At 66.4% G+C, this 13,000-nt stretch carries 12 protein-coding genes; 8 read left to right on the top strand and 4 right to left on the bottom strand.

The window, feature by feature from the left end; genetic code table 11:
- Window positions 1–30: 30 nt before the first annotated feature.
- The 3 genes from fecA to F6X61_RS00330 all read right to left on the bottom strand — a co-directional run bounded on the left by fecA (window position 31) and on the right by F6X61_RS00330 (window position 3,947).
- The gene (fecA, locus tag F6X61_RS00340) at window positions 31–2,361 is read right to left on the bottom strand and encodes a TonB-dependent Fe(3+) dicitrate receptor FecA (protein WP_153784886.1); all 2,331 of its coding nucleotides are present in this window, start codon (window positions 2,359–2,361) and stop codon (window positions 31–33) included.
- A gap of 171 nt (window positions 2,362–2,532) precedes the next feature.
- On the bottom strand, window positions 2,533–3,456 hold the full coding sequence (locus tag F6X61_RS00335; RefSeq protein ID WP_153784885.1) for a FecR domain-containing protein: 924 nt from the start codon (window positions 3,454–3,456) through the stop codon (window positions 2,533–2,535).
- Complete coding sequence (locus F6X61_RS00330) at window positions 3,453–3,947, bottom strand: sigma-70 family RNA polymerase sigma factor (protein ID WP_153784884.1); 495 nt, start codon at window positions 3,945–3,947, stop codon at window positions 3,453–3,455. Before F6X61_RS00330 ends, F6X61_RS00335 begins: the two co-directional genes overlap by 4 nt.
- Window positions 3,948–4,117: 170 nt before the next feature.
- Here F6X61_RS00330 and F6X61_RS00325 point away from each other — a divergent pair, with 170 nt between their 5' ends.
- From F6X61_RS00325 to F6X61_RS00295, 7 genes are all read left to right on the top strand, one after another.
- A complete protein-coding gene (locus tag F6X61_RS00325; protein ID WP_153784883.1) occupies window positions 4,118–4,423 on the top strand; it encodes a DUF3649 domain-containing protein in 306 nt (101 codons plus the stop codon).
- On the top strand, window positions 4,420–5,982 hold the full coding sequence (locus F6X61_RS00320) for a PepSY domain-containing protein (RefSeq protein ID WP_153784882.1): 1,563 nt from the start codon (window positions 4,420–4,422) through the stop codon (window positions 5,980–5,982). The genes F6X61_RS00325 and F6X61_RS00320 overlap by 4 nt, the downstream gene beginning before the upstream one ends.
- Window positions 5,982–6,308, top strand: a complete 327-nt coding sequence (locus F6X61_RS00315) for a DUF3325 domain-containing protein (RefSeq protein ID WP_153784881.1) — start codon at window positions 5,982–5,984, stop codon at window positions 6,306–6,308. The genes F6X61_RS00320 and F6X61_RS00315 overlap by 1 nt, the downstream gene beginning before the upstream one ends.
- A gap of 22 nt (window positions 6,309–6,330) precedes the next feature.
- Entirely contained in the window at window positions 6,331–6,888 is a 558-nt protein-coding gene (locus F6X61_RS00310) for an RNA polymerase sigma factor (protein WP_371923644.1), read from the top strand.
- Window positions 6,885–7,856, top strand: a complete 972-nt coding sequence (locus F6X61_RS00305) for a FecR family protein (RefSeq protein WP_153784879.1) — start codon at window positions 6,885–6,887, stop codon at window positions 7,854–7,856. The genes F6X61_RS00310 and F6X61_RS00305 overlap by 4 nt, the downstream gene beginning before the upstream one ends.
- A gap of 202 nt (window positions 7,857–8,058) precedes the next feature.
- Window positions 8,059–10,461: a TonB-dependent siderophore receptor gene (locus F6X61_RS00300; protein ID WP_153784878.1), complete on the top strand. Its 2,403-nt coding sequence runs from the start codon at window positions 8,059–8,061 to the stop codon at window positions 10,459–10,461.
- A gap of 87 nt (window positions 10,462–10,548) precedes the next feature.
- Complete coding sequence (locus tag F6X61_RS00295; protein WP_178125727.1) at window positions 10,549–10,950, top strand: nuclear transport factor 2 family protein; 402 nt, start codon at window positions 10,549–10,551, stop codon at window positions 10,948–10,950.
- A 6-nt stretch (window positions 10,951–10,956) separates the two neighbouring features.
- Here F6X61_RS00295 and F6X61_RS00290 read toward each other — a convergent pair whose 3' ends face one another.
- The gene (locus tag F6X61_RS00290) at window positions 10,957–11,832 is read right to left on the bottom strand and encodes a helix-turn-helix domain-containing protein (protein WP_153784876.1); all 876 of its coding nucleotides are present in this window, start codon (window positions 11,830–11,832) and stop codon (window positions 10,957–10,959) included.
- A 213-nt stretch (window positions 11,833–12,045) separates the two neighbouring features.
- On the opposite strand from F6X61_RS00290, the gene F6X61_RS00285 reads away from it, so the two are divergent.
- On the top strand, window positions 12,046–12,948 hold the full coding sequence (locus F6X61_RS00285; RefSeq protein WP_153784875.1) for a DMT family transporter: 903 nt from the start codon (window positions 12,046–12,048) through the stop codon (window positions 12,946–12,948).
- The last annotated feature ends 52 nt before the right edge of the window (window positions 12,949–13,000 follow it).

Below are 13,000 nucleotides of genomic sequence, written 5' to 3'. Positions count from 1 at the left end.
CGGCGGTCGCCGGGATTTTGTTGTCGTCGGTCAGAACTCAACCGAGGTTTGCAGGTATAGAGTACGGGGTTCGCCCACGTACTTGCCCTTGTTGTTATCGTCGAACGAGCGGGTGTAGTACTCGCGGTTGAACAGGTTCTTCACCCCCACCGCCACCTTCAGGTTCGAAAGCGCAGGGCCGAAGTCATAGCCGGCACGGGTGCTCACCAGCATGTAGCCGGGGATACGCCCGGTGCTGCCGTCGGCGCTCTCGCTGCCGGTGTTGGCGTTGTCGGCGTACTGGCTGCTCTGGAAGCTGCTGTCCAGGTTCAACTGCCACGGGCCCTCGGTGTAACCAATGCCCAGGCTGCCTTTGTGGCGCGACGAGAACGGCACCTGGTTGCCCTTGTTCGGCCCGTCCTCACGGATGGTGGCATCGACGAAGGCGTAGCCGGCATGCACGTCGAAACCGGCCAGTGCCGGGCTCAGGCCATCGAGGGCGTAGCGCACGCTGGTCTCGATGCCCAGGTGGCGGGTTTCGCCGCGGGCGATCACCGAATCGTTGGTCTGGTTGCTTTCGTACTGGTTGTCGAAATTGATAAGAAATGCACCGATCTCCGCTTGCAAGTCGCCATTGTCGTAACGGGTACCGACTTCCCAGGTGCGTGCTTTCTCCGGTTTTACCTCGCCGCTGCTGACCCGGTTGGGCATCTGGCTGTACTGCACGCTGCCGAATGATCCTTCGGTGTTGGCGTACAGGTTCCAGGTATCGGTAAGGTGGTACATCACGTTGAGTGCCGGCAGGGCGGTGTTGTAGCTGCCCTGGTAGCGCTGGCCGTTGAGCTTGTTGCTCTGCTCCGAGTCGATCATCTCGTAGCGCACGCCCGGGGTGATGGTCCAGCGGCCGATGTCGATGCGGTCGTCCAGGTAGATCGCATGGGCCTCGGTGCTGCCTCGGGTGTCGCGGTCGTTGCGGCTGTCGGTGGTTGGCAGCAGGTTGCTGCGGGTCGGCTCGCGGTAGCGCAGTTCGTGGCCGGCCTCGTTGATGTAGCGGTAGCCGATGCCCAGTTCGTGCCAGCTGTCACCCAGCGCCACGCCCTGGGAGAAGCGCGTCTCGATACCGCGCACCCAGTATTCGCGCGGCGACAGCGAGACGAAGCTGCCCTGGTCCAGATAACCGCTGCGCAGGGTCTTGGTGAAGAAGCTGTTGACGCTGAACTGGCGGTCGTCCTGCTTGTAGTCGTAGCCGAAGTTGAACAGCGTGCGGCGGCCCCAGAACTTGTCCTTGAGGCGGGTCGACTGGTAGGGATCGTCGTCGAACGCCGCGGCACTCAGCCCGCCCGGCATCTCGGCCTCGCCCTCGTAGTACTGGGCCATGGCATGCAGGCTGTTGGCTTCGTCGAGCTGCAGCTTGCCCTTGAGCATCAGGTCGTCGATCTGCGTGTCGCTGTGTTCGCGCCAGTCGCTGCCGCGGGTACCGGAGTACAGCAGGGCACCACCCAGACCGTTGGCGTTGGTGCCGCCGATCAACAGGTTGGCGTTGTTCTTCAAGCCATCCTGGCTGGACGACGGGCTGATCTGGTTCTGCATCGCCGCCTTGAACGTCGCCTCTTCGGGGATGGCACGGGTGACGAAGTTGACGATGCCACCGACGTTCTGCGGCCCGTAGCGCACCGCGCCGCCGCCGCGCACCACGTCCACCGCGTCCATGTTGCCCAGGCTGATCGGCGCCAGCGACAGCTGCGGCTGGCCGTAGGGGGCAAAGGGCACCGGGATGCCGTCCATCAGTACGGTGGAGCGCGACGCCAGGCGTGGGTTGAGGCCACGGATGCCGAAGTTCAGCGCCAGGTCGTGGCTGCCGGTGCCGTTGTTCTCCGGCGCATTCACCCCGGGGATGCGGTTGAGTACCTCGCGGGCGCTGCTGGCGCCGCTGCGTTCGAACTCCTCGCGGCGTATCACGTCACGGGCCCCGGGGTGTTCGAAGACGTTGTCCTGGCGCGCATCGGCCAGCCAGTCGCCGACCACGGTCGAGGCGCCCAGCTCCACGGCCGCACCGCTGTTACCCGCCGCTACCGGTTGCAGGCTGTAGGCGTTGTCGGCTTCCTGGCGGGCCTGCAGGCCGCTGCCGCGCAGCAAGGCATCCAGGCCCTCGCCGACCTCGTACTGACCGTCCAGGCCAGGGCTGGTCAGCCCTTGGGTCACGGTAGAGCCGAACGAGATCAGTGCACCGCTTTCGCGTCCGAACTGGTTGAGCGCGTCCTCCAGGCTGCCGGAGGCGATGTGGTAGCTGCGGGTTTCGGCGGCCTGGGCGGCGGGCATGGCGGCGCCCAGGCTGATGGCGAGCAGCAGGGCGTGGGCGAGGGGGCTGGGGCGCAGAAGCATGGGGCGGTGGTCCTGTGAGAAGGGGGGTCTGCCTTCTCTGTCACGCGAGGTCGGGGAAATGGCTCAGGTTGGTTCAAATTTTTTTGAGGTTTCACCGGCCCTATCGCTGGCAAGCCAGTTCCCACCTGCCTCTGTGGGAGCCGGCTTGCCGGCGATAGGGCCGGCACAGGCTCACCCTGTAGCCGCCTCAACCGACACCCAGTACCGGGTAAACCGTCGCACCTTCACCGGCAACGCCACCTCCAGCATGGCCAGGATCCGCTCGCTGTCTTCCAGCGGATACGACCCGGAAATCCGCAAGTCGGCCACCCGTTCGCTGCAACCCAATTGCCCGAGCCGGTAGCGCGAAAGCTCGGCAACAAAGTCGCGCAGGCGCATCTGCGACACCACCAGCATGCCGTCCACCCAGGCTGCGCGGTTCGGGTCGAGCGGCGCGATCGCCTGCCAACCGCCCCCGGCGAAACGCGCCTGGTGCCCGGCCAGCAGGCTTTGCCCGGCCACGCTGGCGCTGCCGCTGAATACCGTGACCAGGCTGTAACCGTCGAACTGGCGCACATTGAAGCGCCCGCGATCCAGCAGCAGGTCGCCTTCGCCGGTGCGCAGCCGCAGTGGCCGCGCATCGTTGGCCGCTTCCAGCAACAGCTCGCCCTCCTGCAGGCGCACCAGCCGCTGCTGGCCATCGAAGCGCACATCGGCGGCGCTACGGGTGTTCAGGTGCAACTGGCTGCCATCGTCGAGGGTCAGGCGCCGACGCTGGCCGACCGGGCTGCGATAGTCAGCCATCAGCCCTGGCAGCGGGTTGTGCTGCTGCAGGCCAAGCCCGGTGGCACTGGCCACCCCCACCAGCAACAGGGCCTTGAGCGCCCGGCGCCGGGCCGGGGAGGGCGGCGCCTGCAGGGTCGCGTGCACCACCGGCGAGGCCACGCCGCGCAGGCGCTGGTTGACCTGCTGGATGTGCGCCCAGGCGCGCTGGTGCTCATGGTCGGCTGCCAACCAGCGTTCCAGTGCCAGGTGCTGGTCGAAGCCCTCGGCCTGGGATTCGATCAGCCAATGCACGGCCTGCTCGGCGATCCGTGCTTCGAACGTGGTGTTCATTGGGCGAAGTAGCAGCGCAGGGCTGCCTTGTGCAGGTAGCGCTTGACCGTCGCCAGCGAGATGCCCAGCTCCCGGGCGATCTCGCCCTGGCCCAGGCCATCGACCTGGGCCAGCAGGAACGCGCGCTTGACCAGCGGTGGCAGGCCATCGAGGAGGCGGTCGAGCTCCAGCAGGGTGTCGAAGATGATCGCCTTTTCTTCTTCACTCGGCGCCACTTGCTCGGGCACCTGGGCCAGCGCCTCGAGGTAGGCGCGCTCCAGTTCCTGGCGGCGGAAGTGATTGCATAGCACCCGCTTGGCCACGGTGGTGAGGAAGGCGCGAGGCTCTACCAGTTGCGGCGCCTCACGGGCCTGGAGCAGGCGCACGTAGGTGTCCTGGGCCAGGTCGGCGGCGCTCTGCGGGCAACCCAGGCGCCGCCGCAACCAGCCGGTAAGCCAGCTGTGGTGGTTGAGGTAGAGGCCTTCGACGGTGGAGGAGAGGGCGCTGGGCACCGATGCGACTCCGGCGCTCAATGGCGCAACTGGAAGTAAGAATTGTTCGCATTGTATTCAGGCCTTGGCCTTTCGGCAATCGGTGATAGGGAGCGCAGTTCATCCCCGATACTTTGCTTATGAGAATTGAAATCATTACTATTGCACCCCCATTTCCCCGGACCACCGCGATGAAGAGCAAAGCCGCCGGACTCCCCTTGAGCTATCGCCTGGCCGTGGCCTCACGCAGCCTGGCGGCGCTGCTGGGCGGCTACCTGCTGGCGTCCCTGGCCAGCGTGTGCATCACCTTGCTCACGCCCATGGCCCAGGTCGATGCCGCGCTCACCGGCATGATGCTGTCGTTCGTGGTCTACCTGCTGGCCTTCATCGGGTGCTTCGCCTGCCGCAGCGCCTGGCGCGCCTGGCTGGGCGTGCTGCTGCCCAGCCTGGTGCTGGGGCTGGTCGCCGGGCTTGCCTACTGGATGAAAAACGGATGAAAGAGGGCTTTCGCCAGGCCATGGCCTGGTTGCACACCTGGACCGGGCTGATCTTCGGCTGGCTGCTGTTCGCCATTTTCCTCACCGGGACGCTGTCGTACTTCAAGGACGAGATCAACCACTGGAGCACGCCAGAAGTCCAGAGCCACCCGTTGGATCCTGTGGCCAGCCTGGCGCTGGCGCAACGCTATCTGCAAAGCAACGCCGGCCACGCCAACAGCTGGTTCATCCGCCTGCCCAGCGAGCGCGAGCCGGCGCTCAGCGTCAGTTGGCGCGACCCGAATGCAGGTGGGCGGCGCGGCATGGTCAGGAAAGACCTGGACGCCGTCAGCGGCCAGGAAGTGGTGGGCCGCGACAGCCGTGGCGGCGAGTTCTTCTACCGCTTCCACTTCGAGTTGGAGATGCCCTATCCGTGGGGGCGCTGGCTGGCGACCTTCTGCGCCTTCATCATGCTGCTGGGCCTGGTGACCGGGATCATCACCCACAAGAAGATCTTCAAGGAGTTCTTCACCTTCCGCCCCGGCAAGGGCCAGCGCTCCTGGCTTGACGGCCATAACGCCATCGGTGTGCTGGTGCTGCCGTTCCACCTGATGATCAGCTACAGCAGCCTGGTGATCTTCATGTACATGGTGATGCCGGCCAGCATCATGGCCAGCTATGGCGACAGCGGCGACTATTTCAACGACCTGTTCGGGCGCGACGAAACACCGGCGCTGGCCGGCGTAGCGGCACCGCTGGCGCCGTTGCCAGAGTTGTACGCCAAGGTGCAGGAGCAGGCGCCGGGCGCGCGCATGGGCTTCATCCAGGTACAGAACCCAGGCGACGCCAATGCCCGGGTCACCTTCAGCCGCGCCTCGGCCGACAGCGTGGCCTACAAGCGCAGCGCCAACTGGACCTTCGATGGCGTCAGCGGCGCCCTGCTTACCCAGGGCGCGCCGGAGAGCGCGGCGATGATGACCTCGTTTACCTTCGTCGGCCTGCACATGGGCAATTTCGCCGGGCCGTGGCTGCGCTGGCTGTATTTCGCCTTCGGCGTGGCCGGCACGGCGGTGATCGGCACGGGCCTTGTGATGTGGCTGGGCAAACGCCAGCTCAAGCATGCCAAGAGCGGGCACATGCCGGTCGAGCTGCGCCTGGTCGAGGTGCTCAACATCGCCAGCATGAGCGGCCTGCTGCTCGGCGTGGCGGCGTTCTTCTGGGCCAACCGCCTGCTGCCGGTGGCGCTGCAGGGGCGTGCCGACTGGGAGATCAATGCCTTCTTCCTGGCCTGGGCGTTGGCGCTGGCCCATGCCGTGCTGCGCCCCGGGCGCCGGGCCTGGGGCGAACAACTGGCGTTGGGCGCGCTGGCCTTCGCCCTGTTGCCGCTGCTCAACGCTCTGACCACCGGCCAGGGCTTGAACCATTCCATTGCCGTCGGTGACTGGGCCATGGCCGGGTTCGATCTGACCGCACTGGGCACCGGGCTGTTCCTCGCCTGGGCTGCCGGCAAGATGCTGCGTGCGCCCAAGGTTGTGACCAAGCGCGCGCCCAAGGCTGGCAAAGCCGTGGAGGTGAGCTGATGTTGAGCGTTGCGTTGCTCGGCTTCGCCGGTTTCGCCGGCCTGTGCCTGGCCATGGAAAAGCACTTCAGCGACCTGCTCGGGCGCAAGCCCACGGCCAATCAGCTCAAGGCCCTGCGCATCGGCGGCTGGTCGCTGTTGCTGCTGTCGCTGGTGCTGGCCGTGCACCTGCAGGGCCTGGCCCTGGGCCTGGTGGAGTGGATCGCCGTGCTGATGGCCGGGGTGACGCTGTGGGTGTTCGGCCTGCCGTACCAGCCGCGGTTGCTGCTGGGCCTGGCAGCGGCCAGCGTAGTGCTTGGGCCGTTGCTGGCCGTGCTGGCGGTGTAAGGCGTTGCGCGAGCCGGGGGAGGTGATCGACGCCGACGCCGAGGCCAACCGTGGCCGGGCGCGTTTCGTCCAGGTGTTCCTCGCCCAGCGTGCGCGCATGGAGGCGCTGGTCAACCGGCGCATCGGCTGCCGCGCCACCGCCGCCGACCTGGTGCAGGAGCTGTTCCTGCGCTTCTGGCGCCGCCCCGAGGTCAAGGTCGAAGCCCTCGATACTTACCTGCTGCGCAGCGCCAGCAACCTGGCCATCGACTACTTGCGCAGCGAAGGCAGCCGCGACCGCGTGGCCGAAGGCCTGCAGCACACCGACGACGAACCCTTCGCCCAGGCGCCCGAACAGGCCCTGGAGGTCGACCATGACCTGCAGCGCATCGAGGCGGCGCTGCGCGCCTTGCCCGAGCGCACCCGGCAGATCTTCCTGCTCAACCGCATCCACGGCTGTACCTATGGTGAGATCGCCAAGGCCATGCAGCTGTCCCAGAGCGCCGTGGAAAAGCATATGATGCGCGCCCTCGAAGCGTGCAAGGCGAGTGTCGCCGAAGCCGCCCCTCCACCGCGCCGGCCAGGGAGCGCCCGTCGATGAGCCTCGAATCGCCAATCACTGCCGAGCAGTCCCAGGCCGCACTGGGCTGGTTGATGCGCATCAACCAGCAGCCGGAGCAGGCCGAAAGCGCCGCGTTCAAGCGCTGGCTGCTGCAGGCCCCGGCCCATCGCCAAGCCTATGCCGAGGCCCAGGCATTGTGGCGCCAGACCGAAGCCCCGGCCGCGCGCCTGGCCGCCGAAGAACAGGCCAGCCTGCAGCAGTACCTCGACGCCATGCGCCGGCCTGCCCGCAAGCCCCATTGGCAGCGTTTCGCCGTGGCTGCCTGCCTGGTGCTGGCGCTGGGCGCGGTGGCCGGCTGGCAGCCGCAGCACTGGTTGCAGGACCTGCGCGCCGACTACACCAGCGCCGAGCAGGTGCGCCAAGTGACCTTGGCCGATGGCTCCCAACTGACACTGGACGCCGACACGGCGATTGGCGTCGATTTCGATCACGGCGAGCGCCGCGTGCGCCTGCTGCGCGGCGCCGCGTTCTTCGAAGTGACCCACACCGGCGCGCCGTTCCTGGTCGACGCCAACGGCGGGCAGGTGCGCGTGCTCGGCACCCAGTTCGAAGTGCGTGAGCAGGGCGAGGGGGCCCAGGTCACGGTGCGCAGCGGCCGGGTGGCGGTGACGCCTGCCCAGGGCCAGCCAGCGCGCGAGTTGACCGCCAACCAGCAGGTGGCCTACGCCACCGGCACGGCAGGCGCGGTCGAGGCAGTGGACAGCGACAGCCGCCTGGCCTGGCGCCAGGGCTGGCTGAATTATTACCAGGTGCCGCTGGGGCGGGTGGTCGAGGACCTGGGGCGTTACTACCCCGGGCGGATCGTGCTGCTCGACGGCGAGCTGGCGCAGCGCAAGGTCAGTGGCAGCTTCCCTGTGGCCGAGCCGCTGCAGGCGCTGGACTCGCTGGGCAAGGTGCTGGGGTTCTCGCGGCAGACGCTGTTGGGGCGCTTGACGGTGTTGCGCTGACAGACAATCGCGGGGCAAGCCCGCTCCCACGCCGTCGCCCAGGTTGCGAATCGGGTCGCGTGGGAGCGGGCTTGCCCCGCGATAGGGTTTGAAGCGAAGAAATTTTTCATCAAGAGGGTGAGGTACTTCTCGACGGCATCCGTGTAGTGAGTGGAAGTGCGATTCATTCGCAAGCAATCATCCCTCTCACAGGTCAGCGTCCATGAAGTTCACCCCGCGTTGCGTCCCGCTCTGGTTCGGCCTCAGCACCTTGTCGGTGCTGGCCATGGTCCCTCAGGCTATGGCCGAGCAGCAGAGCCAGGCCTATGCCTTCGCCCAGCCGAGTCAGCCGCTGGCCCAGGCACTTAACGCCTTCAGCCGCACCACCGGGCAGAGCGTGGTCTACACCCTGGCGCTGCCCGACCTGCAGGCGCCCGCCTTGAACGGCACGTTCAGCGCCGAGCAGGCCCTGCAGCAGCTGCTGGGCAGCTCCGGCCTGGCCTGGCGCCGCGTCGATGGCCGCACGCTGACCCTCGAACAGGCCGACACTTCAGGGGCCGTGAACCTTCAAGCCACCACCGTCACATCCCAGGCCGACGACTACAGCTACCAGCCCCCGGCCAGCGCCTCGATCATGCGCGGCCAGGGCCCGACCCAGGACATCCCCCAGGCGATCAACGTGGTGCCCGCGCAAGTGATCCGCGACCAGGCGCCGCGCAACCTCGACGATGCGCTGTACAACGTCAGCGGCATCACCCAGGGCAACAACTTCGGTGGCACCGCCGACACCGTGATGAAGCGCGGCTTCGGCGACAACCGCGACGGCTCGATCATGCGCGACGGCATGCCCATCGTGCAGGGCCGCGCCCTCAACGCCAGCACCGAGCGGGTCGAGGTGCTCAAGGGCCCCGCTTCGCTGCTGTACGGCATCCAGGACCCGGGCGGGGTGATCAACGTGGTCAGCAAGCGCCCGCAGCTTGCGCAGTACAACGCCGTGACCCTGCGCGGCTCAAGCTACGGCAGCGGCAAGAACGGCAGCGGCGGCGGCCTGGACAGCACCGGCGCGCTGGGCGACAGCAACTTTGCCTATCGGCTGATCGTCGACCATGAAGACGAAGACTACTGGCGCAATTTCGGCGTGCACCGTGAGTCGCTGGTGGCGCCGTCGTTCGCCTGGCTGGGCGAGGACACCCAGGTGGTGCTGGCCTACGAGCACCGTGAGTTCAGCTACCCGTTCGACCGCGGCACCGCCTTCGGCAGTGACGGGCACCCGCTGAACATCCCCGCCAGCCGCCGCTTGGACGAGCCGTTCAACGACATGGAAGGCCGCTCCGACCTGTATCGCCTGGAGGTCGATCATGCGTTGAGCGACGCCTGGAAAGCCCACTTCGGCTACAGCTTCAACCGCGAGACCTACGACGCCAGCCAGGTCCGCGTGACCGGAGTGAACGAGGCAAAAGGCACGCTGACCCGCAGCATCGACGGCACCCAGGGCGCCATGAGTCGTGACCAGTTCGCGACCTTCAGCCTTAACGGCAACATCGAGCTGGCCGGCCAGCGTCACGACCTGCTGGTCGGTGTCGATCACGAGGACCGCAAGATCTACCGCGCCGACCTGATCCGCCAGAACAGCCGTTCGACTTTCAGCTACCTCAACCCGGTCTACGGCCGCGAGGTAGAAGGCACCACCGTGCGCGCCAGCGACAGCGACCAGACCGACGAACTGCGCAGCGACTCGCTGTTTCTGCAGGATGCCTGGCACCTGGACGATCACTGGATCCTGGTCGCCGGCGGGCGCTTCCAGCAGTTCGACCAGTACGCCGGCCGTGGCCGCCCGTTCAACGTCAACACCGACAACAGCGGCCAGACCTGGGTGCCCCATGCGGGCCTGGTGTACAAGCTCGACGAGCAACTGTCGTTCTATGGCAGCTACAGCGAGTCGTTCAAGCCCAACTCGACCATCGCGCCGCTGAGCATCGGCGGTGGCCAGACCCTCACCCTCGACTCAGGCATCGAGCCGGAGCAAGGCAAGTCGTGGGAGCTGGGCGCCAAGCTGGATATCCCGGGCCGGGTGACCGGTACCCTGGCGCTGTTCAATATCAACAAGCGCAATGTGCTGGTGGCTGACGGCGATACCCAGCCCGGCACGATCATCTACAGCAATGCCGGTGAAGTGCGTTCACGCGGCGTCGAACTGGACCTGACCGGCCAGCTCAGCGAGCGCTGGAGCCTGATCGGCGCCTACGCCTTCACCGATGCCGAAGTGACCAAGGACCCGGACCTCAAGGGCAATCGCCTGCAGAACGTCGCCCGCCACAGTGGTTCGCTGTCGGCGGTGTATGACTACGGCAGCCTGTTCGGCGGCGACCGCTTGCGTGTTGGGGCGGGCGCCCGCTATGTGGGGGAACGCGCCGGCAATGCGACCAATGACTTCGACCTGCCGGCGTATACCGTGGCCGATGCCTTTGCCAGCTACGAGACCAAGCTCGACGAGCACAAGGTTCTGCTGCAACTGAACGTGAAGAACCTGTTCGACAAGGTGTATTACACCTCGGCGGTGAACCGTTACTTCGTCGCGGTGGGAGATGCGCGGCAGGTGAGCCTGTCGAGTACGTTCGAGTTCTGAACGTCGCAGGACTGTCATTTTTACCAGTAGACGGCTGCCTGGGCCGATTCGAAGATGGCACTCACGGATGCCCAGGAGGCCAACTGCATGACAAACCAAAGCCCATACCCCAAGGCGATCAGTCGTTATGTGAAGGGCTGGACGCGGCGCGATGCCGAGCTCCTGGCAAGCACTTTTACGCGCAAGGGTATCTATGTCGACTCGCCCCACCCAACCCTCGATCGCAAGTCACTGCCCGGGTTCCTGCGCAATGTGTCCTGGCGAAACTTTCCCGACATGACGTTCGATACGCTGGGTATCTACGGTGACGGTCAACGTTTCACCTGGGAATGGGTGATGCACGTGACGGGTAGCGGGGTCATTGCCGGTTCGGAAAACAAGAAGATCGCGGTGCCTGGGGTCGACCTTCTCGAGATGAAGGGTAACAAGATCAGGCGAGCGGTTACCTACTTCGATCGCAAGGCACTGTGGGACGCTGTACTCAGCTGATGGTGCTCACCCGCGCAAGGCCTGGCGATAGGCACCTGGCGTCGCCCCAAGTGCCTGCCTGAACCGATTGCTGAAATGGCTGGCACTGGCAAACCCGCACAGCAACGCCACCTGCCCCAGCGGCAGTTGCCCCAGGCGCAACAGCTCACCGGCCCGGTGCAGGCGCCGGGCCAGCAGGTACTGATGCGGCGGCAGACCGAAGCTGGCCCGGAACATCCGCGCAAAGTGGTATTCGGACAGGTTGCAGCGCAGCGCCAGCTCACCCAGCGTCAGCGGCTGGTCGAGGTTGGCCTCGATGTACTCGACCAACTGCCGGCGCTGGTGCGGCGCCAGCCCGCCCTTGAGTTTCAGCCCTTGGCGCAGCCCCGCCTGGTGCAGCACGGCATGGTCGATGATGGCGTGCCCCAGGCTGCTGGCCAGCAGCCGTTCGCCGGGCTCGGCCCAGTCCAGCTGGATCAGCTGGCGAAAGCGCGCGGCCTGCAAAGGGTCTTCAAGGAAGGTCGCCTCGCGCAGTTGCATCTCCCGTGGCTCACGGTCGAGCAGGCGGGTGCAGCCCAGGGCGAACTGCGCTTCGCTGATGTACAGGTGGGCCAGGCGGATCGAGCCGTTGACCACCCAGTTCGACTCGTGGCCGGCGGGCATGATGCACAGCTTGCCCGGCGAACCCTTGGCCGACGGACGCTGGCGGCGGAATGTGCCGGTGCCATCGGCGATGTAGCAGGACAGGGTGTGGTGGTCGGGAGCCTGGTAGTCGCGGGCGTCGTCACGGTTGCTCCACAACGCCGCCGCCAGCCCGTCGCCCAGCTGTGCGCTCAGCTCCAGGCGGGCGTGGGGGGAGGCGTGCATGGCGTTGAAGACTTGCAGGTGATCGAGTGCGGGCATGGGCGGGTCCTCTGGTGGCCATCGTACTGCGATGGCGAGGGGCTGGCAGCTACCTGATGAGCAAAAGCGCAAGTTTGTGCAAGCGGGGCGGGGGACCCAGGCCTGAGACTGGATTCCTGTGATGTCCATCGCGGGGCAAGCCCGCTCCCACGCCTGTCTTGTGAGTGGGAGCGGGCTTGCCCCGCGATGGGCCGGTTGCCCTGGGAGTTCACCATGAACCTGTCGCTCTACCTGCTCACCGTCCTGATCTGGGGCACCACCTGGATCGCCCTGAAACTGCAACTGGGCGTGGTCGCCATCCCGGTGTCGATCGTCTACCGCTTCGCCCTGGCCGGGTTGATCCTGTTCGCCATCCTGCTGCTTACCCGGCGCCTGCAACCGATGGACAGGCGCGGCCATCTGGTGTGCCTGGCCCAGGGTTTCTGCCTGTTCTGCGTCAACTTCATGTGCTTCCTCACCGCCAGCCAGTGGATCGCCAGCGGCCTGATCGCCGTGGTGTTTTCCACCGCCACCCTGTGGAATGCCCTCAATGCGCGGATCTTCTTCGGCCAGAAGGTTGCCGCCAACGTGCTCGGCGGCGGTGCCATGGGCCTGCTCGGGCTGGGGCTGCTGTTCTGGCCGGAGCTTTCGCACCACGCCGCCAGCCGCGAAACCCTCTACGGCCTGGGCCTGGCGCTGCTCGGCACCTTGTGTTTCTCGGCCGGCAACATGCTCTCCAGCGTGCAGCAACGGGCCGGGCTCAAGCCCATGACCACCAATGCCTGGGGCATGCTCTACGGCGCGTCGATGCTGGCTGTGTATTGCCTGGTCAGCGGCATCCCGTTCCAGATGGAGTGGAACACGCGCTATATCGGTTCGCTGCTGTACCTGGTGATCCCGGGCTCGGTGATCGGCTTCACCGCCTACCTCACCCTGGTCGGGCGCATGGGGCCGGAGCGCGCGGCCTACTGCACGGTACTGTTCCCGCTGGTGGCGCTGAATGTGTCGGCGTTCGCCGAAGGCTACCAATGGACGCCGCCGGCGCTGCTGGGGTTGGTGGTGGTGATGGCGGGGAATGTGCTGGTGTTTCGCAAGCCCAAAGCGAAGCCGGTCGAAGGCGTACTGGCAGTGAAGTGAGGGTTGGCCCTATCGCTGGCAAGCCAGCTCCCACAGCGATCATTGAAACCTT

This window comes from Pseudomonas sp. EMN2 (assembly GCF_009650555.1).
Lineage (GTDB): Bacteria > Pseudomonadota > Gammaproteobacteria > Pseudomonadales > Pseudomonadaceae > Aquipseudomonas > Aquipseudomonas sichuanensis.
This window is presented reverse-complemented; position numbering and strand designations above follow the sequence as displayed.